Origin of the sequence: Tamlana sp. I1 (genome assembly GCF_015355625.1) — a bacterium.
Classification (GTDB): domain Bacteria; phylum Bacteroidota; class Bacteroidia; order Flavobacteriales; family Flavobacteriaceae; genus Pseudotamlana.
The window spans coordinates 134,959-159,705 of the sequence record NZ_JACLAF010000003.1 but is presented as its reverse complement, the minus strand read 5'-3'; the positions used below and the strand labels follow the sequence as shown (position 1 = coordinate 159,705).

Here is a 24,747-nt window from a genome sequence, read left to right as displayed (position 1 = left end):
TGTGGGCAGTATTTTCTTTGGTAATGGTTATAGCAAATTCGGAGTAAGTTTCATGTGGGATGATAACATAAATAAAGTTATCGTTTCCACTTAAAGTATACGTTTTTTCTGCAATACTGTTTAGCACAATGTTATAATCAACTTCATGGAAAAGTCGTTTCGAAATCCATAACGCTTTGTCAAACCAATAATTAAAATCGTTTATGGGGTGTTTGCTATTTGGTTCTGTTAAAGTTCCCGAAATACCAAAATGATCGCAACCACCACGAAAAGCAACTAGGGTATCGCCGTTTTTCAGAATTATTTTGGCTTCCTTTTTCTTATCGTCCCAGTGGTAATTAGAAAACTCCTTGATGTTTTTATAAAATCATCGGTTTGGGTCGACTGGTCGAAAATGCAACCCGCTTCGCTTTCTTGCCCATAACCATTTTTAATGGCAAGCAAAAAAAGGATGATAAGAACATGTTTCATGGAATTGCAAAAGCTAAAAAATAACTGACTTAAATATTATCGTAAGCAAACCACTGCGCGAACGAACTATCGGTTTCTTGTAGTTTTAACGAGTGTAGTTTAATATGCTCAGGCAAACGCTTTTTTATTTTGCTGGCAAAGTCTAAAACCATCATTTCGCTAGTAGGTTGGTAATCTACAAGCAGGACGTTATGGTCGCGTTGTTGTAGTTCTTTGGCGAGTTCAACATGGGGAGTGTTTTTGTTAAAAACGGTAGCGTGGTCGAAAACATCAACAATTTCCTCCTTAACAATCTTTTTTAGATCGCCAAAATCGATAACCATACCGTACTTTACATGTTTAGTATCGGTAATGGGTTTGCCAATTACGGTTACCGAAAGTTTGTAGCTGTGGCCGTGTACATTTTTACATTTTCCGTCGTAGCCATAAAGCGCATGGCCCGTTTCAAAAGAGAATTGTTTGGTAATGCGAATGTTGTTTCCCATGTTCTTTTTTGTGTTGGTAGTACAAAGATATTCATTTTGTTGAAGCAAACGATTTTTAGATTACATTTGCCCGCTTTTATCTAAATAAGGATAGGTTTTATAGTTGAAATATGAGTCATCTTTTTGAAGCGATAGATTTTGTTGAAAACCCAATTTACGAACAGATTATTTCTGATCTTGGTAGCCAACAATTTAGTATAATCGATGGTTTTTTGTCCCTTGATGAGGTTGAATTATTGCGTCAGGCTTTAATAGACAGGCATGAGGAGGATACTTTTAAAAAGGCTGCTATTGGAAATCGTGTAAACGAAACGATTGAAAAATCTATTCGTGGCGATTTAATTCTTTGGATGGATGAAACTAAAGCAACCCCTTCTGAAATGTTCTTTTTTAATAAGATAAACGACTTGGTAGCCTACCTAAATCGCACTTGTTTTATGGGGATTTTACAAAAGGAATTTCATTATGCCATTTACCCAACAAACACCTTTTACAAACGCCATATTGATACCTTCCAAAACGACGATAGACGCAAATTATCCTTTGTCTGTTATTTAAATGAAGACGGTTGGTTACCCGAAAATGGTGGCGAATTGGTTTTGTACTTAAACAAAAATGGCCAAGAGGTTGAAAAGGTTATTTACCCCTTCCCTGGGCGCATAGTTGTTTTTGAAAGCCAGATTATAGAGCACGAAGTACGTCCTGTAAAAACCGAAAGACTAAGTATTACGGGTTGGTTAAAAACGCGGTAGATTTTATTCGTAAAATCCCTATTGCGCTACGCGAGGTATCTTCAATGAAATTATATTTTCATTTCGATAGTCCACTAGGTGTTACACCCCTATAATCTCCTCTAGGGGATATTTATTCTCGTTTCCATTAATATTTTGAGTAGCAATTAAAATTGGTAGCAATAAATAATGTATTAATTGTATAGTTTGTTGGTTTGGAATTCCCCTTGAGGGGGCTGGGGGTGTTTGCGTACTGTGTGAACACCTCAATTATGCTGCGAAACACCCCTATAATCCCCTCTAGGGGATATTTATTCACGTTTCCATTAATATCTCGAGTAGTAATTAAAATTGGTAGCAATAAACAAAGTGTTAATTATACAGTTTGTTGGTCTGGAATTCCCCTTGAGGGGGTTGGGGGTGTTGCGTATGGTTTGTGCATCCCTGTTTTGCTTTGTGAACACCCCTATAATCCCCTCTAGGGGATATTTATTCACGTTTTTATTAATATTTCGAGTAGTAATTAAAATTGGTAGCATTAAACAATGTATTAATTGTAAAGTTTGTTGGTATGGAATTCCCCCTTGAGGGGGTTGGGGGTGTTGCGTATGGTTTGTGCATCCCTGTTTTGCTTTGTGAACACCCCTATAATCCCCTCTAGGGGATATTTATTCTCGTTTCCATTAATATTTCGAGTAGCAATTAAAATTGGTAGCATTAAACAGTGTATTAATTTTATAGTTTTTTGGTATGGAATTCCCCCTTGAGGGGGCTGGGGGTGTTTGCGTATGGTTTGTACATCCCTGTTTTGCTTTGTGAACACCTCTATAATCCCCGCTAGGGATATTTATTCTCGTTTCCATTAATATTTCGAGTAGTAATTAAAATTGGTAGCAATAAACAATGTATTAATTGTACAGTTTGTTGGTATGGAGGGTTATAGATTCGACTTATATTTATTGATTTTAATTTGCTAAATTAGGTTCTAAACCAGGCAACTAATCACACATAAATCCCGTTAGCATCCCTTAAATAAAACAAATGAAAAGTAGAAATAAAGACTTATTAATAGGCGGTATATTTTTAATCTTGACAATTGCTTTCATTGTAATTTCAATGACTAACAAACCCTTCTTCGATTGGGTTTTTGAAAGACACCATAATCAATGGAGTTGGTATTTAAGACCATTGTTTTTACTTCCATTTTGCTATTTCGCTTATAAAAAAAGCTTTGCAGGAATGATGGTTTCAATTTTTGCCTTGTTTACAAGTATGTTTTGGTTTCCTAAGCCCGAGGTTGTAAGTGAAAGCGTAATAGAGTTTTTAGAATTCGAGAAAGCGTATCTGTACGGCGAATGGAACTTGAGTAAACAACTACTAATCTTAACCATTCCTGTTTCATTTATTGCATTAGGATTGGCATTTTGGAAACGAAGTGTAATAATGGGCATTGCTGTAGTTGTACTTATGGCAACAGGTAAAATGGTGTGGAGTATTCAAAATGCGGGGGAATCAGGAAAATCAATAGTGTTACCAGCAATTCTTGGCTTATTAATTTGTTGTGGTTTAATTTTTTATGGATTTAAAAGGTTTGAAAAAAATAACACCTAAACTAAACGAATACGCGCTTCTTGTCGAAAATAAAAGAAATGTATTTGGCGGGCTGTAGAAACCATTTATATTTATCGCATAAGAATTTTCTACCGTGTGGACTGTAAATACTTAAACGTGTTTACTATAACCATTTTGGTAATAATTTGAGCAAAAATAATGGCAGCATACAAATCAAAAAATCCAGCTTTAAGCACTGAAGTATTTACGAAAGCAAAAAGGATTGATGAATCATTGGAAGTAATGACTATTTCTCGATACTTAGAAAAATATTCGCAGATTTTCTAATCGTTTTTGTTTACAAATTTTAGTGAATAAATCACGAAACAAACCATATACAAATATGATGTTTGTGTATCAACTTAACCAACAAAATAAAAAAAATTGAAAATAATTGGAACTACTGAAATTTCATTTGAAATTGAGCAGCTTTTGAATAGTACTGAGCACTACTTAATATTAGTTACACCATATTTAAAACTAAATCAGAGACTAAGAGTGAGATTGTCAGATGCTTTTAAAAGAACTGAAAGTGTATTCATTTTGCATAGGGAAAAACAGCTGAATTACAATGATTCTAAATGGTTAAAATCATTTGATAACATAAATATTTTCTCTGTTAAAAATTTACATTCTAAAATCTATATAAATGAAGAGGTCGCTCTAATTTCATCAATGAATTTATATGAATATTCACAAATTAATAATCATGAAATTGGAGTTAAAATAGAATCTGTTGATGACCGAGAATACTATAAAAATACACTAAATGAAGTGCGAATTATTTTAGAATCTGAATACACAGATCATAAATTTAATGAAATTCTTGAAGGCAATGAGTACTATACAATGGGGGCTTTATTTTGGAGGTTAAATGACAAATACGCTTTCGGAAATTATAACAGTGGTTCGCCACATTTATATAAGTTTATGTCTGATAGAGCAAGAGAAATAATTGAGTTTGATAGTAATGAATTGTACCAAGATGGTACAGCGGTATTAAGGTCTACTGAACTCGGTAAGGAGCGGTTTAGAATATTAGAAAGAGAATTAAAGAAATTTTCGAACTAAAAAAATACTACATACAATACAGACTTTAAGAATTATTAGTTCTCTCCTTTAGAGCTAGTACCCAGTAGTGCTGTAAAAAAATAACACCTAAACTAAACGAATACGCGCTTCTTGTCGAAAATAAAAGAAATGTATTTGGCGGGCTGTAGAAACCATTTATATTTATCGCATAAGAATTTTCTACCGTGTGGACTGTAAATGCTATAACGGGTAAAACTTTTATAGAGCACATTTTAGTTTTAGGATTAGGTGAAGTGAAATTCTTTATATAAACAAGTTGTAAAACATTAAAAAAAACTATGAAAAATCTAATTTTATTAATTTTAACTTCTTTTCTTTTAATTTCTTGTGATAATGATGACAACCCTAGTGAAGAATTATCTAACGACCCTGTTATTGGTAAATGGGTACAGATTGCAAGAGCATTTAATGGTGAAAATGATGAAAATCTCGATGAATGTGAACTTATGGAAACTATAGAGTTTAAATCAAATAACATTGTATTAGAAGAAGATTACGACCCTGATTTCTTATATCCTGATGACACGAGTTCATTTGAATATGATGGGTGTAAATTGAGTAAAGTTCTTGAATACACATGGACAAAAAATGAAAATGCATATCAATTTAGTTTAGATGGAGAAACTGCTGAACCAATAATAACTTTCGAAAACGGAAACCTGAAAATAACTTTTGAAGAAATATATAATGGTGTTAAACTAACAGACTCGAGAACATTTAGAAAAATTGAATAATAAACGTTTTACAAGCCGTATAATAATTTATGGCTAGTGCAAGCTTACTTATGAAAATCTCCACAGATTTTCTATTCGGTTCATATTTACAATTCAGGTGCCCCCTGAAAGCACCATTAAAAAATAACAACAAAAACGATACTATAGCAGTATCGTTTTTTTGTGTTTTAGAGTGCTATGTATGTGTTATTCATTAAATTAGATAAATCTCAATTAGGCAGACATTGTCATGCTTGATGAAAACCCGTTGGAAGCAATAAAAAACACCCAAAAAATTAATGCCGTGATTACTCATGGTATTTATTTAAACCGAACCCAGCTAGATAGCTTACTACACGACGTAGAGACGTTTTATAGCACTAAACGATTAAATTAAAATATGCTAGTATTTATAGGTGGCTAAAAGTGAATGATTACTTAATTAAAGCAGAAATACACATAAAAATGAGTGAGAAAGTAGCCTTTAAAACGGTTGATGAATACTTTAATTCTCAACCCGAAAACAGTAGAAAAGCGCTTTTAGAATTGAAGGCCTGTATTTTAAAAGCAGCGCCTTATGCAACAGAATTACTAAACTATAATATTCCTGCTTATGCATTGGTTAAGCATGGTAAAAGAGAGCAGCAAATCATGATTGCAGGGTATAAAAATCACGTAGGCTTTTATCCGCATCCATCAACTATTGAAAAGTTCGACTCTGAATTAAGTGCATTTAAACGCGCAAAAGGATCGGTTCAATTTCCTTTAAACAAACCATTACCAAAAGACCTGATTGTGCGTATGGTAAAATACCGAATGGCATTGTTGCAAGAGTAATTAAGGTTATAAAAAACTCCAGATACCTAGTTTGATGTTTTGTAAACTATTGATAATTAATGTTTATGATGAGTTGGGCTTAATTTATTCTTTTGTTTTTTGATTATTTAATACTTAAATTTAGTGGAGAGAACTTGGCAATATAAATATAGAAGTTCTTAAGTGGTTAACTAATAAACATCAATTACGAAACGAGAATTTGAAGCTATTGTATTAAATGAGGAAGATTTTCGTACCCTAATCAACTAGATATTGTGTGTTATGAGGAAAAGGGTGCAATTAAAAACGATGAAGGTTAACGGTTGTATTAAATTTAAGAAGCAATGAAAAAAATACTCTTATTAATACTGTTTATTCCGTTCTTAGTATACCCACAGGTAGGTAATCAGCCCATTATAGATATGCACCTTCATGATTATTCTGAAAAGTCCTATTATACAGCACCTGCCCACGATGGGGTTATGTCTCCAAAAGATTATCAAACCTACAGGGTTGAGTTACTTAAAGCTTTAAAAAAATGCAATGTTGTAAAAGCAGTAGTTAGTACTATTGGAGGGGAAAATAAATTAGACGATGATGGCATTTTAATTCCAGGGTATTATGCAAGTGCTCCACCAAAAGATACCACGGCCTTTAAGGTGTTAATTGAATCGGGAAAACTTAAGGTTTTCGGGGAAATAGGTGCAATTTATGACGGTTATACTTTATCTGACCCGGAATTTGAACCCTTCTTAAGAATCTGTGAACAATATGATATTCCTGTTGCGGTGCATACAGGAGGTTCAGTTGAAGATATTACGTATAGATGTTGTCCAGATTTTAGAATAAAGCTGGGAGACCCCTATACTATAGAAAACGTACTTGCTAAATTTCCGAAATTACGAATTTACATGATGCATGCAGGCGAAGCTTTTTACGAGCATGCATTAAGATTAATGCTTCAATACTCTCAGTTATACACCGATTTGGGAGTTATTCTTTGGGTTCACGAATTTGCTTTGGATTGTGCCGAACAATTTTTAAGAAAAGCTAAAAAATATGGATTGTTAGATCGCGTTATGTTCGGCTCAGATCAAATGGTATGGCCGCACGCCATTGAGAAAAGTATAAACCAGTTAAATAGTTATGATTTCCTTACTCAAGAAGATAAGAAAAAAATATTTTATGATAATGCGGTCACATTTTTAAAATTAAAAAACTAGTGATTTATACGAGTATAAAACCAATTCTAATGTTCAGCTAAATGCTCTACTTCAACCGTTAACCATGCCACGAGCAACCACCATACAAAACGTACTTGATGAACTCGATCTTATAATTGAAGAGTGCATAGCAACCAACAGCAGGTTAGGATTGTTTGCCTATATCTATAGACGTACAACTTACGAGATTGCCTCGGAAATAGCCTTAGGTAATTTTGAGGATAATCAGCGCTTAGAAATCATGGATGTGGCTTTTGCTAATCTGTATTTAGATGCGTATAAAGCCTATAAAAACGGACAACCTGTAAGTGCTGTTTGGGCCTATGCTTTTAATCATGCTCACGAGCCTTTAACCATACTGCAGCACATTATGCTCGGGATGAATGCCCATATAAACCTGGATCTTAGCATAGCAACTGCAGCAACCATGTCTGGACAGGATATTCTTGATATTGAAGCCGATTTCAATAAAGTAAATGATATTCTCTTTCAAATCACTAACGAGATGCAAGACCGCCTAAGTCGTGTGTCGCCCTTAATGTTTCTTTTAGATTTTCTAGGTAAAAATAACGATGAAAAGATAATAGACTTTAGCATGCGAAAAGCCCGCGAACAATCTTGGAATGCAGCAAATCTTCTTTGGTCATTGGGCGATGATAACAACCACGAAGCCATAAATAAAATTGATATGCTGGTGCTTAAACTTAGCACATGTATTAAAACCCCTAAAACAAAAATGATTCAATTTATATTGAAGCGCATACAAAGTTTTGAAATTAAAGAGGTGTCTGTTATTATTTCCAAATTAAAGTCGGATTAAGTAATGGGATATATGGTTTACACACTTAATTGCTTTAATAATAGAGAGGCGCTGGGGTATATTTGTAAAGAAGTTATAAATAATTAAAATAAGCGGTTTATAATAGTTAGGAATAGCTTAGTATGCCAACTAAGTAGTAGCAAGAAACACATGATAAATGAAAAAATTAAAAGAATTAACAAATGCTAAAATAGAATCAGGTCGCCAAAAAAATCCTGAGTTTATGAGTGGTGTTGATGCTGTTATTAAACAAGAAAAAGCCTTTAATAGAGGTGAAAATGCTATTAAAATAGGGCAAAAAGCACCCGGTTTTAAGCTGCCAAATCCTGAAGGTAAAAACATAGTATTAGATAATTTATTAGAAAAAGGCCCCGTAGTGATTACGTTTTATAGAGGGAATTGGTGCCCATATTGCAATTTGCAGCTTAGAGCCTTGCAAGCTAGGTTAGACGAAATACATGCTTTGGGTGCCACATTGGTGGCTATTAGTCCGCAAGTAACCGATGGTAGTTTAACAAAAGACGAGATTAGTAATATGGACTTTATTGTGTTGTCCGATCAAGATGCAAAGGTAGCTTTACAGTATAGAGTAGCCTGGGAAGTGCCCGAGTTTTTGGCAGAACACATGCGGGTAGATCGTAAGCTGGATTTAGATAAAATAAACAATGGAAGTGGTCATGTTTTACCCATTCCAGCAACCTTTATTTTAGGGCAAGATGGCGTGGTAACTTGGAGCAATGTTAATGTAGACTACCGAACACGATCTGAACCGGATGAAATTATTGAAGCCCTAAAAAAGTTGTCTTAATTTTGGCATAAGTGATTACAGCTATCATAGAACAGTTTCAGCTGGATTGAGTCTGAATCAAAAAGTGGATTAAAGTTCTATATGTAATTTAAAAAATAGTGTTAATTTAGATATGATTTAAAATCAACAGCCAAATAGTATATTTTTATACTGAAAATAGTACAGATAATATTACGCTTGGATGCCGTATGCTAACCAAAATCATAATTCTAAAATGCTAAGTTTTAAAAGAATTAATATCTTAATTCTTATGTTGTATCTGTGTTCTTTTACAGGACAGGCACAAAACACAAGACTTGGGGAGGAGAGTTCGTTTACCGAGCAATTTTGGCTAAGTTTAGACCCTTCTTGGCAACTTAAAGACAGCACCTACCTTAAAATAGATATAGGTTATCGAACCGTTAATTCTGATGGTTGGCAACGCTATATTGCAAGAGGAGGTTATGAAAAACAAATTAAACCATTTGTTTTAAAACATCTTGAGCGTTATGAATCTTACATAGGCGGTGTCGGTTTGTTTTATTTTGATAACAATCAGGGTTATAATTCTTTCGAAATTAGACCTTTTCAAGGGTATCGTCTCGGTTTTAATGTTTCCAAGCGTATTCAGCTTTCTAATTATTTTCGTTTAGAGGAACGTTTTTTAATAACACAAGACCCTAATAATAATCACTTTGGGCTGCGCTTAAGGTATCAAATTATTGCAAATTTTGGTTTACAGGGGTTTTTATTTGGCGATGAACGCGGTTTTTATTTTCCAATGGGCGTCGAGTTTTTCTATAACATCGTCGAGCTTTCACAGTTTAGCGACGTGGTGCGTATTACCCCTGGTGCAGGCTATCAATTCGACCCAAGTTTTAAAATTCAAGGCATGTTGGCCTATCATTATACTCGGCAAGAAGATTTAGGCGGCTTATCTAAAACAAATGATATTGTATTTAGAATTAAAGTCATAAAGTCTTTTTAAAAAAAACATTCTTGCTTTTCAAGTTTGTTTAGTTTTAAGAAAATGCTCCTTTGCCCTTATGTTTAGGGAGATTTTCTTGTAGAATAAAGCCCTTTTTTCTGTATCATTTAAAAAAAATGAATTAATTTAACCAAATATTAATTAATAACGAAGTCAAATGAAAAAAACACACTTTTTAAAATTATTTAGTGCGCTAATGTTTATCCCTCTGATTGCAACGGCTCAAAAAAAACCAAATGTCGTGGTGATATTTGGAGACGATGTAGGTATGTGGAACATAAGTGCTTACCATAACGGTATGATGGGTGGTACAACTCCTAATATTGATAGAATTGCCAACGAAGGGGCTTTATTAACCGATTTGTATGCACAACAAAGTTGTACTGCAGGACGTGCTGCTTTTGTTTTAGGACAACATCCTTTTAGAACTGGTTTATTAACTATCGGTATGCCAGGCTCTAAACACGGAATTAATCCTGCCGATCCTACCATTGCTGAATTATTAAAAGCACAAGGGTATACAAGCGGTCAATTTGGTAAAAATCACTTAGGTGATCGTGATGAGCATTTACCAACAAACCATGGTTTTGATGAATTCTTCGGAAATTTGTATCACTTAAATGCTGAAGAAGAGCCAGAAACAGAATTTTATCCTAAAGATCCAGAATTCAGAAAAAAATATGGCCCTCGTGGTGTAATTAGAAGTACTGCCGATGGTAAAGTTGAAGATACAGGTCCATTAACTGTAAAGAGAATGGAAACTGCAGATACCGAGTTTATCGATGCGGCATTAAAGTTTATTGATAAAAGTGCTAAAGGAGATAAGCCTTTCTTTACTTGGATTAACTCGACTAGAACACACGTTTGGACACATTTATCTGATAAGTACTTACATAAATCAGGTTATGGTTTATACGCTGATGCTATGATGGAGTTAGATGATGGTGTTGGTCGTGTTTTAGATAAATTAGACGAATTAGGTATTGCAGATAATACCCTTGTAATTTTTACAACCGATAACGGTGCCGAGAAATTTACATTCCCTGATGGTGGAACCATTCCATTTAGAGGTGAAAAAGGAACGACTTGGGAAGGTGGTTTTAGAGTACCAGGTATGGTTAGATGGCCAGGACATATTAAGCCAGGTACGGTTATTAACGATATTATTTCGCATGAAGACTGGATGCCAACTATTTTAGCTGCTGCAGGAAATGCTAATGTGAAAAGTGAGTTATTAAACGGAAAATCTTATGCAGGTAAAACGTTTAAAGCGCATTTAGATGGGTATAACATGTTACCTTTATTAACTGGTGAAGTTAAAAAAGGAGACGGACCAAGACACGAAATTTTCTATTTTGATGCTGCAGGACACTTAAATGCATTACGTTACGACGATTGGAAATTGCACTTCTCTATCATGGAAGGGTCTATTAACGAAGCGTATAGAAAGTCACCAAGCTGGCCAATTATTTTAAACTTAAGAAACGACCCGTTTGAAGTATCTATGGATGCTGCATTATTCATAAGAAATTATGCAGACCAAATGTGGATGATGGTACCAGCACAAGATTATGTTGGTAAGTTTTTAGGCACTTTTAAAGAATTCCCTTCAAGAAAAGGAAGCTCTTTAAGTGTAGATCAGGTTTTAGAAACTTTAAAAACACCTACTAGAAACTAGGGTTTTTGTTATAAATGGATTAAAAAGAGGCTATCTGAAAAGGTAGCCTCTTTTTTTATTAGATATATTTATATGACTAAAATATTTTTTGTAAGTTTAAAGGAGCAACATATTGGTTATTAAGACTGTGTTGTTTTATTAAATATTAATTAATCCATTAAATTTATGAAAAAAATTAATTTTTTTACATTACTGCTGTTGGGTTTAAGTATCCTAGCTAGCGCACAAAATAAACCAAATATTTTGGTTATTTGGGGCGATGACATTGGTCAATCTAACATTAGTGCTTATACATTTGGGCTTGTTGGTTATCAAACACCAAATATAGATCGAATTGCAAAAGAAGGTATGATGTTTACCGATTATTATTCTGAACAAAGTTGTACAGCGGGACGTTCTTCTTTTATTTTAGGACAAAGTGTTTTGCGAACTGGTTTAAGTAAAGTAGGTATGCCTGGTGCTAAAGAAGGGATTTCAGAAAAAGATCCTACAATTGCAGAAATGTTAAAGCCATTAGGTTATGCAACAGGGCAGTTTGGTAAAAATCATTTAGGAGATCGTGACGAAATGTTGCCTACTAACCATGGTTTCGATGAGTTTTTCGGAAATTTATATCATCTAAATGCAGAGGAAGAGCCGGAATTACCAGATTATCCAGACCCAAAAAAGTATCCAAATTTCGCCAAAAAATATGGCCCTCGTGGTGTAATTCATAGTACTTCCGATGGTAAAATTGAAGATACAGGGCCGTTAACAAAAAAACGTATGGAGACTATAGATGATGAAACGTCTGATGCCGCCATTGCATTTATAAAAAAATCTGTAAAATCAGGGAAGCCATTTTTTGTGTGGTGGAATGGAACACGTATGCATTTTAGAACACATGTAAAAGCAGAACATCGCGGAATTTCTGGTCAGGATGAATATGCCGATGGTATGGTAGAACACGACATGCATGTTGGTAAATTATTAGCTGTACTTGATGAATTAGGTATTGCAGACAATACTATTGTGCAATATGGTACAGATAATGGACCTCATAAAAACACATGGCCAGACGCTGGTGTAAATCCGTTTAGAGGAGAAAAAAACACCAATTGGGAAGGTGGTTGGAGAACACCCTCAATGGTACGTTGGCCTGGAAAAATAAAGGCAGGATCTGTTTCTAATCAAATTATGTCGGGTATGGATTGGTTTCCAACTTATTTGGCGGCAGCAGGAAATCCAGATGTGAAAACTAAATTATTAAACGGTGTAACAGCAGGTGGAAGATCGTATAAAGTGCATTTAGATGGTTATAACTTTTTGCCTTTCTTAACAGGTAAAGAAGAAAAAGGTCCTCGTCAGGAATTGTTTTACTTTTCAGATGATGGTGATTTAATGGCGCTACGATATAATGATTGGAAAGTGACTTTTATGCATCAAAATTCTAAAGGAACTTTGGAAACTTGGTCTAAACCTATGGAAACGACTAGAATACCTTGGATTTATAATTTAAGAAGAGATCCTTATGAATTTGCTACAATTACCTCTAATACCTATTGGGATTGGTATTTAGATCATGTATTTTTGTTATTACCAGCTTCAGAGTATGTTGGGAATTTTATAGCAACATTTAAAGAATACCCTCCTAGAATGAAAGCGGCTAGCTTTAATTTAGGAGATACCATGGATGCTTTAACATCTCCAAAAAATAATTAAATTTTTTAATCAATAAAAGGTCGTCTAATGAGATGACCTTTTTTTGAATACCTAGTTCGTTAATCGGAATGAAAAAAACAATTTTCTCATTAAACCAATTAATCAGAAAATAAACTGTATCAGTAATTACACTCTAGATAAATATTTCACTCAAAAAAGTCTTTAATAATATTGCTCGGTCTGGATTTTAACTTAATATTTGATTGAGATGTAGTTTTAAGTTTAATAAACATTCAGTGTTAGTAGGTCTTGTTTTTTATGAGACTTTAGTCTACTTGTATGAATACTAATGTGTAGTGACGAATATAAAATGCTTTTAATATGATAAAAAAAATACCCTCAATCATCTTTTGTTTTCTAGCTGCTTTTATAGCTACAGCTCAAGACGCTAATAATCCTATAGATCCAAGTCCGACATTAGGCATTTGGAATCGATTTTATGCCGATGATTTTTCAAGAATTCAATTGCTAGGAAATATGACTATTAACGGAAAATGGTTTGTGCGTTTTACTACCGAATATCAAGCCAATTACCATGAAAGTAGCGAGTTTACAAGTACAAACTTTCTCGCCGCTCGCTTGTTTCAATCTGAAAACGGAAAGCATCAGTTTGGTGTAGGTGGTGTTGTAAGTTATATAAATCATGCCGGATGGGCTGGTGGGGTTAACTTTGTGTCGGTAAGTAAATTTGGGGCATGGAAAGTTATAACGCTAACCACACTTCAAGGTGGCGATGATATTTTTCTTATGGAATTTCAGCCAGGTTTGTATCACGACTTCAACAAAGGTTGGTATTTTAGAAGTCACCCACGGATGCTTTTTAATTTTGAAACAGGACAACATGAAGTGCCTTTAGGTGCAGGTGTTGGAAAAATAATTAATACCAATGGCCCAGTAGTTAATTTGTTTTTTGAACCCCAATACGATGTAGTTAATAGCAGGGCGATGTTGTATACGGGTATTAAAATGTTGTTTTAAATAGTTAAAATCATAAGATTTATGAATTCTTCATTATTAAAATATTCAGTAGCACTCTATTTATGCTTTTTGGCAATTCCAATACAGGCTCAACAGAAACCTAATGTGGTAGTAATTGTTATGGATAACTTAGGATGGGGAGAAATCGGTGCGTATGGAGGTGGTCTCTTGCGTGGTTCAGAAACACCTAGACTCGACGCCTTTGCAAATGAGGGGATGAAGTTATTAAATTTCAATGTAGAACCACAGTGTACGCCAAGTCGTTCAGCTTTAATGACTGGGCGTCATCCTATACGTTCTGGGACAACTAAAGTGGTTTGGGGCTTGCCTTATGGATTAGTTGGTTGGGAAAAAACAATGGCCGAATTATTTTCAGATAACGGCTATGCAACCGCCATGTATGGTAAATGGCATTTAGGGGATATGAAAGGGCGTTTTCCAACAGATCAAGGATTCGATGAGTGGTATGGTATAGCAAATACAACGGATGAATCGCAGTATACTTCACAAACCGATTTTGATCAAGAAGTGGTAGAGCCACCTCAAATTCAAGAGGCTATAAAAGGCGGAACTCCAAAAAATATAAAGGAATATAACGTGGAAACACGTAAAACAATTGATGGAGAGCTTACAGAAAAGTCTATTGCTTTTATGCAAAAACAAGTAAAGAATAAAAAACCATTCTTTCTGTATTTACCATATACTCAAATGCACTTACCTACACTGCCGCATCCCGATTTTAAAGGGAAGTCTGGTAATGGTGAATGGGCCGATGTGTTGTTTGAAGTAGATTATAGAGCAGGACAAATTTTTGATGCTATAGAGGATTTAAAAATAAAAGATAACACCATAGTAATTTGGATGAGTGAAAACGGACCAGAAGAGGCGCCTTCATGGTTTGGAACAGCTGGTTATTGGCGAGGTTTTTATTTTACTGCCTTAGAAGGCTCATTGCGAACGCCATTTTTAATTCGTTGGCCAAATCATATTCCGGCAGGTTCTGTAACGAATGAAATTGTACATATTACAGATATTATGCCAACCTTAGCGGGTGTAGCTGGTTATAAAGTGCCACAGGATAGAAAGATAGATGGTATTAACCAAATGCCATTGTTTTTAGGTAGAACAATAAAATCTGATCGAGAAGGCTTTCCGGTATATAACGGCGATAATATGTTTGCCTATAAGTGGCGGAATTTTAAAATACATTACTACAAACATGAAAGTATGTTTGATAAACCTGTAAAACACAATTTTCCTCGAATTCATGATTTATTAAGAGATCCAAAAGAGCTCTATGGTATTGCAGGTGGGAATGGTACAACCGGTGCACAAAACCTAACCTGGATTTTACCTGCCGTAACAAAACAGGTGTTAAAATTTCAAGCAACTCTTAAAGAAGAACCTCCAATTTTATTAGGTACGCCTGAACCATATAATCCTAAAAAATAATATTTCAGCTTTAAAAGTATAGATGATTGTAAAAATAAGAATCAAAGATATTTTAATCATTATTGTTGTTTTCTCAGCTTTTTATAATGGTTTGGCTCAAGATGCATTTGTGTCTCGTTTTCAAACTGGGGCATACATCCCTGGCTTAATAGGTGTTAGGGATTTAGTGGCTCCTTCAGGTTCAGGTGTGATGTTTGCGAATTATAGTGCTATGCTTTTTTCTAATCGTTTTAATGACGCTAAGGGGAATTCCATTTCATCCATTCCAAATCAAAATTTACAAATTACAGACATAAATATTCGGGCTTATAATAATACATTGGACTTTATGTATGTGTCTCCAAAATTAGAATTTCTTAATGGCATAAAATATATGGCTTATATAGATATACCTTATAATACTAGTAGTTTGCAAGTTGCGTCTACAGAGGTGTTAAGAGTTTCAGAAACAATAAAAGGGGGTGCAGCGGGTTTTAGTGATATAACTGTATCCCCCTTGACTCTAAGTTATTCTAAAGATGATTTTGAAATTACAGGAGGGTACACCTTTGTAGCCCCGACGGGGAGATACGAAACGGGGGATGATACTAATACTGGATTAGGATATTGGTCGCACATTTTGCAAATAGGTGGATATTTTTATCTAAATAATAAAGCAACAGCCATTTTGGTGTTGCCAACATATGAGTTTCATGGCAAGTTAAAAGATGCCGGCCTAAAAGTTGGAGATCGCTTAGCTTTGGATTATGGAATCAGTCATTATTTTACAGAAAAGATAGAAGTTACACTCCAGGGTGGACATGTATGGCAGGTAGGAGAGGATAGTGGGTCTGCTGTGTATTGGAATACTACTGTTAAAGATAGATCAAGTGTTGTTAGTGCTGGTGTAGGATATTGGTTTCTTGCTGATAAACTTTATGGCCATTTAAAATGGATTTCTTCTTATGGAAATAGACAGTTTTTTCAGTTTAACGGGGTAGAAGCGCAATTGATATTTGTGCCCTAGTATTTAATCGTTTATGTCTGAAAAGTTGAGGCTTATTTAAGGCTTATTTTTCTCTAACTCTACTTCATCTAAATTCTTCTGTGCCAATTCATCGGTTATAAAAGGCAAACTTAGGTGTACTGCAAAATAACTACTTCTGTTCGTACCCGATGCAAAACTATCTTTAAACACATCACTAAAACCTTGGTAGTATCTCACATTCATAATGATACCTTTGCCTTGGTGACCCGCTTTAAAAAAGTAACCTAAATTGGCAATCATACCATAATCGGTTTTGTTGGTAAACGATTTAATGTTTTGAGTAAATTCGCCTTCGGCACCTTCATAAGTAGCCTTTGCTTTGTTTAAGAATGAAATTTGCGGACTTAGTCCAAATCTAAAGTTCGAGCCATTAGGTTGGTAGGCAATCAAGGCATTCACATCAATATAATTTAACTTGTAGTTCGCAGGAACACCTGTATATAGTGTATTTAAATATGCATCGTCGGAATTAAGACTGGCAGAAGATAATGTGGCTGTTCTAGACGATAAGAAGTAAGCAGTTGGACTTACAAACCAATTATCCGAAAGTTTAATGTTTCCAGCAATGCCAAAATTAATACCACTTTTAATTTTAGAGTTTTCTAAGTTGGAAAAGGAGTTAAACGGAATACCAATTTCCATACTAAGATTGAAATTTTCCGAAGCGACTTTATCGCCAAAAATCATGGCAAGAATAGCTGCTTGCGAAGAGCTAAATTGTGGAAGACTTAATAGTATAAAAATAATTAAGCTTTTAAGTGATTTCATAAATTTTAGGTTTGTTAAGCGTTGTGTCATTACAACGACATGCATAATCTTTACAAAGTATAAAAAAGGAGGTAGAAATCATAACTAATTTTTTTTAGCTTCTTAATGTGTTCGTTTGCTTTGAGCTATCTTTTTTCTTCGTAGTTTAAGGATTTTCAGATGTGATTGCACAAGATTTAGGTAAGATAGAGTCTTAAAATTATTTAAGCAAGTTTGTGATAATTTTCTAGCAAAATAAAGAACGGTAATGTTCTAGGTTTTGATAGCTATGGTTTTAAGGATGAGTGCGAAAATTTCTTATGGGTATTGTGCCCGGTATTAAGGATTTATTACAAGTTCATTCGGCTACTGAAGAGTGTTTACATCGTGAAAAAACTTTAACTTTTCCTATAAAAGGCCAGCAAAAAGGTGATGTGTTAACTTCAATTTTAAGAAAACTAATTTTTTGAATTATAGCCTTGAAATATTGAACAGGTAAAAAGTTATTTTTATCTTTAAAACTCAATTGTTTATTCACTTTATATAGAAGCTTAAAAACTATATTTAATTTTAGATCACAATGACTCCACACGAAGCGATAGCAAAATTAAAAACAGAAATGTCTGGATCAATTATCGGACAGCAAAATTTAATTGACAGACTTATTTTAGTGCTTTTAGCCGATGGTAATATGCTATTAGAAGGGCTTCCAGGATTAGCAAAAACCCGTGCTATTAAAACCTTGTCTAAATATTTAGATTGTGATTTAAGCCGAATACAATTTACACCAGATTTATTACCTACAGATATTACAGGAACTGAAATCTATCAGCCTGAAGCCGAAGAGAAATTCTCTTTTCAAAAGGGGCCTATTTTTAGCAACCTTATTTTGGCCGATGAGATAAACCGTGCACCAGCAAAAGTGCAGTCTGCACTTTTAGAAGCCATGGAAGAACGCCAAGTTACAGTTGCAGGAAGCACGTACCCAATGGCGCCGCTTTTTATGGTTATGGCGACTCAAAACCCTATTGAACAGGAAGGCACATATCCTTTGCCAGAAGCGCAAATGGACCGTTTTATTATGCATGTGGTGATTGATTATCCAGATGATGCTTCAGAATTAGGTATACTGCGTTTAAACAAGCAAGAACAATCTGTAGTTTCAAAAGAAAGCAAAGCAAAACCAGAGACCATTTCGCAGCAGCATATTTTTGATGCGCGAAATGAAATTAATACTATAAAAGTAACTGAAGAACTCGAAAAATACATGGTGAGTTTAATTTCAGCAACACGTTACCCAGACCGTTTTGATAAAGATTTAGCCGAATGGATCGATTTTGGTGCTAGCCCGCGTGGCACCATTGCTCTAGACCGTTGTAGTCGTGTAAACGCTTGGATGGAGGGTAAAGATTTTGTGTCGCCAGATAATATTCAAGCCGTAATTAAAGATGTATTAAGACATCGTATTGCATTGAGTTATAAAGCCAGAGCAGAAGGTATAACCGTAAACCAAGTTATCGAAAAGATTTTAGAAGTGGTAGCCGTTGTTGCATAATAGTTAAAATCTAAAACATGGCTTCAAAACCGCACACAGATTCTGTTTTTTTAACCCTCGAGCATTTACTAAAATTCGAGTGGCTTAAAACGGTGCTTAATTTTAAAGTAGGTACGCAAAAATCCAACAGTGTATTATCTGGAAGATATGCGTCGCGCTTACGCGGAAGAGGTTTAGATTTTGAAGAAGCCCGGCCCTATGTTATAGGTGATGATATTAGAAACATCGACTGGAAAGTCACAGCAAAAACAGGAGTTACACATACCAAAGTATTTACTGAAGAAAAAGAAAAACCAGCCTTTATATTTGTCGATCAATCCCCAAGTATGGGCTTTGGCTCAGTAAATAAAACAAAAGCCGTTATTGCAGGCGAGTTAGCTGCCATTGCAGCCTATAAAATCATGAAAGGTGGCGATCGTGTTGGTGGCATGGTTTTTAAAGGCGATGGTTACGATTTAACCACGCCAAAACGGGACCAACGTAATATGCTTCAGTTTTTTCAGCATATTGTCGATGCGAATAAAGAAATATATCAGCATAAAACCTTCGATTTTCCTGAAGCTCTAAAAGGGGTGATTTCTAAACTTCAAAACATCATCACTCACGATTACCTAGTCATTGTTATTAGTGATTTTTACAGATATAATAAAGAAACTATTCAGTATTTAAGCCTGCTTTCCGAGCATAATGATGTGGTTTTGGTAAAAGTTTTCGATCCGATGGAGGCATCCCTTCCGCAGGAAAAAATAACCCTTACCAATACCGAAAAACAAATCAGTATCTCTAAAAATAGAAAGCGTATTGTAAAGGACTTAAACCAAGATTTTAAAACCAATTACGATAGCTTTAAAAAGGAAACTGAAAAATATAACATTACATTATTTAAAATCGATACCGTCGATCCTATTGAAGATCAATTGGTAAAAGTATTTACCCAATACGAGTCGAAATAAGCCATGATAGTATTAAAACTACATAATTTGATAGTCTTTCAGGATGCCAATACCGCACCCGATTTGTCTATGGGTGATATTATAGAACCTGCACCCGTACCGTTTTCGTTCGATACTTTAGGGTGGAAAATCGTATTCGCACTAGTCGCTTTACTTTTAGTCTTTATTGCTTTTAAAGTATATAAGTATTATAAGAAGAAACATTACCTACGTAAGGCAGTTGCTGAAATTCATGCTTTAAAAAATCAAAACGATTTGGATGTGGTCGCTTTTGTAAATGCGGTGATGTTTCAAATAAAACAAACAGCTTTACAAACTTTTGGAAGACAAGAAGTGGCTGGTTTATATGGTGAAGATTGGTTGAGGTTTTTAGATGAAAAAGTAAAAGGTTCAAACTTTAAAGCAGACGAATCATTAATATTAGCCGCCGTTTATAAACACGAGATGTTAGAGTCTGCAACATTTAATAAAGAACAATTTAGTAATAAAAGCATTAATTGGATAAGAAAACATGCCAGATAATTTTCATTTCGAATATCCGTTAGTTATTCTTTTACTACCATTACCACTATTGGTATACTGGTTGCTGCCAGCTATAAAAAATAGAAGCAGTGCCTTGCGCTATCCTTATTTTAATAGAGCTGTAGTGGTGTCTCAACAAAAACCTAAAAAATCATCGCAAGTTAAAAAACGCAGTTGGTTGGCATGGTTGGTTATGTATAGTATATGGGGCTTATTGGTTGTGGCCTTAGCATCGCCAGAATTGGTAGGAAAACCAGAAAAGAAGATTAAAACTGCCCGAAATTTTTTAATTGCTGCCGATATTTCATTTAGTATGGCCAATACCGATTGGTTTATAGACGACAAACGTACCACACGTTGGGCAGCGGTAAAGGATATTATGAAGGACTTTGTAAAAGAACGAAAAAGTGATCGTTTAGGGTTGCTGTTCTTTGCTTCCAATGCCTACATACAAGCGCCATTTACTTCCGATTTACAAACGGTTGAAACCATGTTAGATGAAGCCGATGTAGGTATGGCAGGACAAATGACCAATATTGGGAAAGCCATTGTGAAAGGGATGGACATGTTTAAACGCGATACCATTCCGCATAAAGTCATGCTCATTTTAACCGATGGCGTCGATTCCGGAATGGAAATATTACCTCTAGATGCAGCGAATTTAGCTAAAAAGGATTCTACGGTTATTTATACTATTGGTATTGGCGACCCTACTGCAGCGGGTTCAGACTTAGACGAACGTACCTTACAGGAAATATCAGATATGACTAAAGGCAAGTACTTTAGAGCAAAAGATACCGAAGCACTTCAAAATATTTATAAAGAATTAGATGCCTTAGAGCCTATAGAATACGAAGAAGAAAGTTATACGCCAAAAACCTTGTTGTACTATATTCCACTTGGTATTGCCTTAGGATTAGGTGCTTTATCCATCGCTGTTAGCCTTATTGTTTTAATTGTAAAACGTGTTAAATCGACTTAAATATGGAGGTTTGGAAAGACATAGATTGGGATAAATTCCACTTTTTACGAGCCGAATATTTATGGTACGGACTTCCTGTGGCCATACTCCTTTTGTTGTGCATGGTGTTTTATGGCGAAATCAATGCTTGGAAAAAACACATCGCAAAACATTTACAGCCCTACGTAATTCAGAAGGGAACCACTTGGAAATCACGACTGCTTTATCTTTTTGTTTTACTCATTTTTGCCCTAGGTTTTATTGCTTTTTTAGGACCGACTTGGAACGAACAAAAAGCACCTGCAAAAAAAGTGGCTTCAAAACTAGTGATTGCTTTAGATTTATCGCAAAGTATGTTAACCGCCGATGTATCACCAAACCGATTGGAGCGTGCCAAGTTTAAAATAAACGATTTATTAAAAGCCAATCCTCGTGCAGAAACAGCGCTGATTGTTTTTGCAGCCACAACCCATACCGTTATTCCTTTTACTACAGATTATAAAATTATTACCGATAACCTAGATGGTTTGCAGCCGCACATGATGCCCGAACGGGGTACAGGGTTTAAAATGCTGTTTCAAAAATTAGACACCTTATTTTCTAATAATAAAGCACCAGGAAAAATACTATTATTTACAGACGACTTGGAAGGGATGGATACGCCATCGGTAAGCACTTTTGTTCAAGGCCATAATGTGGCATTAAATATTTACCCTTTAGCAACCGAATCTGGAGGTGAAGTCCCCTCGTTTTATAATCATAAAGTAGCTTTAAAACACGATAAAAAAACAGTTGCTTCCAAGCTACAAACAGAGACATTAAACGCATTAAAAAGTATTGAAGGGGTTACTGTTTTAGATATGACATTGGATAAAAGTGATGTCACACTTTTTGCAAAAGACATTAGCGACCACCTGATTTTTGAAGAAAAACCAAAGAAAAAAGATGAAAATTGGCAAGACGATGGGTATTGGTTGTTAATTCCATTAATGATTTTATTTCTGTTTAGTTTTAGAAAAGGGTGGAGTTTATTGGGAGTGGTATTACTTATAAGTTTGTCTTCCTGTGATGCTTCTGATAATGACAAATCAAAAGACAAAAAAGCAGGTTTTCAATTTAAAGATTTATGGTATACCAAGGCTTATCAAGCGCAACAGGAATATGATGCTAAAGATTATCTGGCTGCAGCTAAAGATTTTAAAGATCCGCTTAGAAAAGGCGTTGCCTATTATAAAGCAGGGAATTATACAAAAGCTAGGGAGTATTTTGAAAAAGACACCACTAGCAACGGACAATATAATTTGGGAGTTACTTATGCCAAGTTGGGCGATTTAGAAAAGGCTCATGCTGTATTTGAAACCCTAGTTTCTAACGATTCAACGAATACCCAAGCAAAGCAAAATCTATCAAAAGTAAATGAAGCTATGCTTAAAAAATCTGGTATGTCTGCTGAAGAAAGCAAAGTTGAAGACGGTAAACCCAACGCCAAAAACAAGAAAAATGATTCGATGGAAGATTTTAGTGGTGGTGGGCAAAAGGCAACTAAAAAGCAGATGGAAAAACAGCGCATGGAAGAAGAAGTTGCTACAGGAAAGCGTACAGGAAAGGAGATGGATGAACTGCCAGACGATTTTAAATCTGGAAAAGGAGGTATTCCGAACAATATTTTAATGCGTAAAGTTGATGATGATCCCGCTTTGTTTTTAACACGGAAGTTTAAATATCAAGTTAAAAAACATCAAGTTAATGTTGAAAAAACTCAAACAACATGGTAGCTAAACTTAAAATAACAACTCTATTATTTTTGCTGTGTAGCTACTTTGGCTACAGTCAGAAGTTAATGAGCTATGTTACCATAAATCATGATGAAGCTTATATTGGGCAACCTATACAAATGACGGTTTCTGTATATTCTAGCACATGGTTTACCTCTGGAATAGACCTTGGGAATATACAAGTTGAAGGTGCTTTAACCGTGTTTTTTAGATCGGTTACTGGTTCAAAAAACATAAGAGGAACGCAGTATTCTGGGGTCGATTTTATTTATAATGTGTTTCCAACTCAGGAAGGCGCTATTACAATTCCCGCAATAGAAATTCATGTAGAATCGCCAAAAACAGGAGGTTATAAAGGTATTAAGCACGTTATTCATACTAAACCTAGATCCATAACGGTTAAAGGGGTTCCGCTTGGTTACAATCCCAATAATTGGTTGGTGTGTGGAAATTTGACTATTCAGGAGAAATGGAACACAGATATTAAGCATGTTAAAGTTGGCGACGTGTTGCAACGCACGATTAGCCGTACAGCATCTGGGACTTTAGGGGAGTTTATTCCAGCTGTGGTTTGGGATACTGTGCCAGGAATAAGTATTTATCCTAAGCGCCCTTCGGTTAATACCAATAAAACCAAAACCTATGTGTCTGCAAGCCGAACTGAAGCTGCAAACTATTTATTTGAAAAGGAAGGTCCTATAACTTTACCGCGTATAGAGTTTGTACATTGGAACTATAACACGCGTAAATTTTATAAAAAAGTTATCGATTCTGTAACCATAAATGTGGCTCCTAATCCAGATTTAAAAATGCTTTCTGGCATTAAAAAACAATTGCAAGCCGAAATAGATGCCGAAGCAGAAAAAGATAAACCGTTTTTAATATTAGGCATGACAGTAAAAGCCTTTTTAAAACTTTTATTGTTAAGTATTGTTGGCTTATATCTGCTTTATAAATTTTTACGATGGGCTATTACAACTGGAATTAAACGCCATAAACAATACAAAGTTTCAGAAGCTTATGCCTTTAAAAGATTAGAACAATCTATTAGAAGTAATCAAAGTTACAAGACTCTAAACGCATTAAAGATTTGGTTGTTAAAACTAAATCCAGACATTCCAAGCATGGAAGCTTTTATTAAGGCCTATGGCGATTCCGATTTATCGCTACAATACCAAAATTTAGAGCAAAGTATGTCTAATCCAACTAGCGCTTCATTTAATAGTAGTTTGTTTAAAAAAGCTTTGCAAAAGGCAAGACACACCTATTTAAATCATATAAAAACCGTAACACAACAAGAAGCAGATGCTTCTAATACAGTCTGGTTAAATCCTACCTCTACTAAAAACAAGTTTTAAACTCAAAGAACAAATATCATTCGTAAAACTTAGGGATGATTCTTATTGAAAGCCTCTTTATTGAAGAGGAGTTATAAAGCTTGTAGTTCCTTTTATCAAATTGATTTAAATGTATTCAATCTTTTAAAATCTCTTTCGTTAGAATATCTATAGGTGAATAAATTTTCCTTTTTGGTGTTTTGTTTTTTACCAAAATATCACTCATTAAATGAATAGATTCGTAGCCTTGTTAAAAAGGTTTTTGAGAAATTAAAAACGCAACTTTATCGGTTTCTAACAGGCAATATTTTGTTGGGTATTATC

General features: G+C 34.8%; 22 protein-coding genes. 20 read left to right on the top strand and 2 right to left on the bottom strand.

What is annotated here, in order from left to right; translation table 11 throughout:
- Positions 1-500: 500 nt before the first annotated feature.
- On the bottom strand, positions 501-956 hold the full coding sequence (locus H6X70_RS03550) for a 6-pyruvoyl trahydropterin synthase family protein (RefSeq protein WP_194766304.1): 456 nt from the start codon (positions 954-956) through the stop codon (positions 501-503).
- A 110-nt stretch (positions 957-1,066) separates the two neighbouring features.
- Between H6X70_RS03550 and H6X70_RS03545 the strand changes: the two genes are divergently transcribed.
- The 14 genes from H6X70_RS03545 (at position 1,067) to H6X70_RS03480 (ending at position 16,552) form a co-directional block, all read left to right on the top strand.
- A complete protein-coding gene (locus H6X70_RS03545; protein ID WP_194766303.1) occupies positions 1,067-1,708 on the top strand; it encodes a 2OG-Fe(II) oxygenase in 642 nt (213 codons plus the stop codon).
- A gap of 1,020 nt (positions 1,709-2,728) precedes the next feature.
- Positions 2,729-3,298, top strand: a complete 570-nt coding sequence (locus H6X70_RS03540) for a hypothetical protein (RefSeq protein WP_194766302.1) — start codon at positions 2,729-2,731, stop codon at positions 3,296-3,298.
- A 384-nt stretch (positions 3,299-3,682) separates the two neighbouring features.
- On the top strand, positions 3,683-4,369 hold the full coding sequence (locus H6X70_RS03535; protein WP_194766301.1) for a phospholipase D family protein: 687 nt from the start codon (positions 3,683-3,685) through the stop codon (positions 4,367-4,369).
- A gap of 299 nt (positions 4,370-4,668) precedes the next feature.
- A complete protein-coding gene (locus tag H6X70_RS03530; protein WP_194766300.1) occupies positions 4,669-5,124 on the top strand; it encodes a lipocalin family protein in 456 nt (151 codons plus the stop codon).
- 444 nt (positions 5,125-5,568) lie between these two features.
- Positions 5,569-5,940, top strand: a complete 372-nt coding sequence (locus tag H6X70_RS03525) for an iron chaperone (RefSeq protein WP_194766299.1) — start codon at positions 5,569-5,571, stop codon at positions 5,938-5,940.
- 323 nt (positions 5,941-6,263) lie between these two features.
- Positions 6,264-7,142 (top strand): amidohydrolase family protein, encoded by an 879-nt coding sequence (locus tag H6X70_RS03520; RefSeq protein WP_194766298.1) that lies wholly within the window; start codon positions 6,264-6,266, stop codon positions 7,140-7,142.
- Between the two features lie 64 nt (positions 7,143-7,206).
- Positions 7,207-7,962, top strand: coding sequence for a DUF5995 family protein (locus H6X70_RS03515; RefSeq protein ID WP_194766297.1), 756 nt, complete (start codon positions 7,207-7,209; stop codon positions 7,960-7,962).
- 157 nt (positions 7,963-8,119) lie between these two features.
- Positions 8,120-8,770 (top strand): peroxiredoxin-like family protein, encoded by a 651-nt coding sequence (locus H6X70_RS03510; RefSeq protein WP_194766296.1) that lies wholly within the window; start codon positions 8,120-8,122, stop codon positions 8,768-8,770.
- A gap of 214 nt (positions 8,771-8,984) precedes the next feature.
- Positions 8,985-9,737: a DUF2490 domain-containing protein gene (locus H6X70_RS03505; protein WP_194766295.1), complete on the top strand. Its 753-nt coding sequence runs from the start codon at positions 8,985-8,987 to the stop codon at positions 9,735-9,737.
- Positions 9,738-9,894: 157 nt separating this feature from the next.
- Complete coding sequence (locus tag H6X70_RS03500; RefSeq protein WP_194766294.1) at positions 9,895-11,415, top strand: arylsulfatase; 1,521 nt, start codon at positions 9,895-9,897, stop codon at positions 11,413-11,415.
- A 165-nt stretch (positions 11,416-11,580) separates the two neighbouring features.
- Positions 11,581-13,116, top strand: a complete 1,536-nt coding sequence (locus tag H6X70_RS03495; protein ID WP_194766293.1) for an arylsulfatase — start codon at positions 11,581-11,583, stop codon at positions 13,114-13,116.
- Positions 13,117-13,437: 321 nt separating this feature from the next.
- Positions 13,438-14,094, top strand: coding sequence for a hypothetical protein (locus tag H6X70_RS03490; RefSeq protein ID WP_194766292.1), 657 nt, complete (start codon positions 13,438-13,440; stop codon positions 14,092-14,094).
- Positions 14,095-14,115: 21 nt separating this feature from the next.
- Positions 14,116-15,546, top strand: a complete 1,431-nt coding sequence (locus H6X70_RS03485; RefSeq protein WP_194766291.1) for an arylsulfatase — start codon at positions 14,116-14,118, stop codon at positions 15,544-15,546.
- A gap of 22 nt (positions 15,547-15,568) precedes the next feature.
- Positions 15,569-16,552: a transporter gene (locus tag H6X70_RS03480; RefSeq protein ID WP_194766290.1), complete on the top strand. Its 984-nt coding sequence runs from the start codon at positions 15,569-15,571 to the stop codon at positions 16,550-16,552.
- Positions 16,553-16,588: 36 nt separating this feature from the next.
- On the opposite strand, the gene H6X70_RS03475 is transcribed toward H6X70_RS03480, so the two are convergent.
- The gene (locus H6X70_RS03475) at positions 16,589-17,341 is read right to left on the bottom strand and encodes a porin family protein (protein ID WP_194766289.1); all 753 of its coding nucleotides are present in this window, start codon (positions 17,339-17,341) and stop codon (positions 16,589-16,591) included.
- Positions 17,342-17,900: 559 nt separating this feature from the next.
- Between H6X70_RS03475 and H6X70_RS03470 the strand changes: the two genes are divergently transcribed.
- Genes H6X70_RS03470 through H6X70_RS03445 form a run of 6 tightly spaced genes read left to right on the top strand, consistent with a single transcriptional unit; the run spans position 17,901 to position 24,444 of the window.
- On the top strand, positions 17,901-18,875 hold the full coding sequence (locus H6X70_RS03470) for an AAA family ATPase (protein ID WP_194766288.1): 975 nt from the start codon (positions 17,901-17,903) through the stop codon (positions 18,873-18,875).
- A 17-nt stretch (positions 18,876-18,892) separates the two neighbouring features.
- Complete coding sequence (locus H6X70_RS03465) at positions 18,893-19,828, top strand: DUF58 domain-containing protein (RefSeq protein ID WP_194766287.1); 936 nt, start codon at positions 18,893-18,895, stop codon at positions 19,826-19,828.
- A 3-nt stretch (positions 19,829-19,831) separates the two neighbouring features.
- Complete coding sequence (locus H6X70_RS03460) at positions 19,832-20,350, top strand: DUF4381 domain-containing protein (protein WP_194766286.1); 519 nt, start codon at positions 19,832-19,834, stop codon at positions 20,348-20,350.
- Entirely contained in the window at positions 20,340-21,332 is a 993-nt protein-coding gene (locus H6X70_RS03455) for a vWA domain-containing protein (RefSeq protein WP_194766285.1), read from the top strand. Before H6X70_RS03460 ends, H6X70_RS03455 begins: the two co-directional genes overlap by 11 nt.
- 2 nt (positions 21,333-21,334) lie before the next feature.
- Entirely contained in the window at positions 21,335-23,086 is a 1,752-nt protein-coding gene (locus H6X70_RS03450; protein ID WP_194766284.1) for a VWA domain-containing protein, read from the top strand.
- On the top strand, positions 23,080-24,444 hold the full coding sequence (locus H6X70_RS03445) for a BatD family protein (RefSeq protein WP_194766283.1): 1,365 nt from the start codon (positions 23,080-23,082) through the stop codon (positions 24,442-24,444). Before H6X70_RS03450 ends, H6X70_RS03445 begins: the two co-directional genes overlap by 7 nt.
- The last annotated feature ends 303 nt before the right edge of the window (positions 24,445-24,747 follow it).

Excerpts from the sequence above, each read along its gene's own strand:
- H6X70_RS03470 (WP_194766288.1), top strand. The coding sequence starts at position 17,901 with ATGACTCCACACGAAGCGATAGCAAAATTAAAAACAGAAATGTCTGGA.
- H6X70_RS03490 (WP_194766292.1), top strand. The coding sequence starts at position 13,438 with ATGATAAAAAAAATACCCTCAATCATCTTTTGTTTTCTAGCTGCTTTT.
- H6X70_RS03540 (WP_194766302.1), top strand. The coding sequence starts at position 2,729 with ATGAAAAGTAGAAATAAAGACTTATTAATAGGCGGTATATTTTTAATC.
- H6X70_RS03530 (WP_194766300.1), top strand. The coding sequence starts at position 4,669 with ATGAAAAATCTAATTTTATTAATTTTAACTTCTTTTCTTTTAATTTCT.
- H6X70_RS03480 (WP_194766290.1), top strand. The coding sequence starts at position 15,569 with ATGATTGTAAAAATAAGAATCAAAGATATTTTAATCATTATTGTTGTT.
- H6X70_RS03505 (WP_194766295.1), top strand. The coding sequence starts at position 8,985 with ATGCTAAGTTTTAAAAGAATTAATATCTTAATTCTTATGTTGTATCTG.
- H6X70_RS03525 (WP_194766299.1), top strand. The coding sequence starts at position 5,569 with ATGAGTGAGAAAGTAGCCTTTAAAACGGTTGATGAATACTTTAATTCT.
- H6X70_RS03515 (WP_194766297.1), top strand. The coding sequence starts at position 7,207 with ATGCCACGAGCAACCACCATACAAAACGTACTTGATGAACTCGATCTT.
- H6X70_RS03475 (WP_194766289.1), bottom strand. The coding sequence starts at position 17,341 with ATGAAATCACTTAAAAGCTTAATTATTTTTATACTATTAAGTCTTCCA.
- H6X70_RS03510 (WP_194766296.1), top strand. The coding sequence starts at position 8,120 with ATGAAAAAATTAAAAGAATTAACAAATGCTAAAATAGAATCAGGTCGC.
- H6X70_RS03500 (WP_194766294.1), top strand. The coding sequence starts at position 9,895 with ATGAAAAAAACACACTTTTTAAAATTATTTAGTGCGCTAATGTTTATC.
- H6X70_RS03445 (WP_194766283.1), top strand. The coding sequence starts at position 23,080 with ATGGTAGCTAAACTTAAAATAACAACTCTATTATTTTTGCTGTGTAGC.
- H6X70_RS03550 (WP_194766304.1), bottom strand. The coding sequence starts at position 956 with ATGGGAAACAACATTCGCATTACCAAACAATTCTCTTTTGAAACGGGC.
- H6X70_RS03455 (WP_194766285.1), top strand. The coding sequence starts at position 20,340 with ATGCCAGATAATTTTCATTTCGAATATCCGTTAGTTATTCTTTTACTA.
- H6X70_RS03520 (WP_194766298.1), top strand. The coding sequence starts at position 6,264 with ATGAAAAAAATACTCTTATTAATACTGTTTATTCCGTTCTTAGTATAC.
- H6X70_RS03545 (WP_194766303.1), top strand. The coding sequence starts at position 1,067 with ATGAGTCATCTTTTTGAAGCGATAGATTTTGTTGAAAACCCAATTTAC.
- H6X70_RS03450 (WP_194766284.1), top strand. The coding sequence starts at position 21,335 with ATGGAGGTTTGGAAAGACATAGATTGGGATAAATTCCACTTTTTACGA.
- H6X70_RS03465 (WP_194766287.1), top strand. The coding sequence starts at position 18,893 with ATGGCTTCAAAACCGCACACAGATTCTGTTTTTTTAACCCTCGAGCAT.
- H6X70_RS03495 (WP_194766293.1), top strand. The coding sequence starts at position 11,581 with ATGAAAAAAATTAATTTTTTTACATTACTGCTGTTGGGTTTAAGTATC.
- H6X70_RS03460 (WP_194766286.1), top strand. The coding sequence starts at position 19,832 with ATGATAGTATTAAAACTACATAATTTGATAGTCTTTCAGGATGCCAAT.
- H6X70_RS03485 (WP_194766291.1), top strand. The coding sequence starts at position 14,116 with ATGAATTCTTCATTATTAAAATATTCAGTAGCACTCTATTTATGCTTT.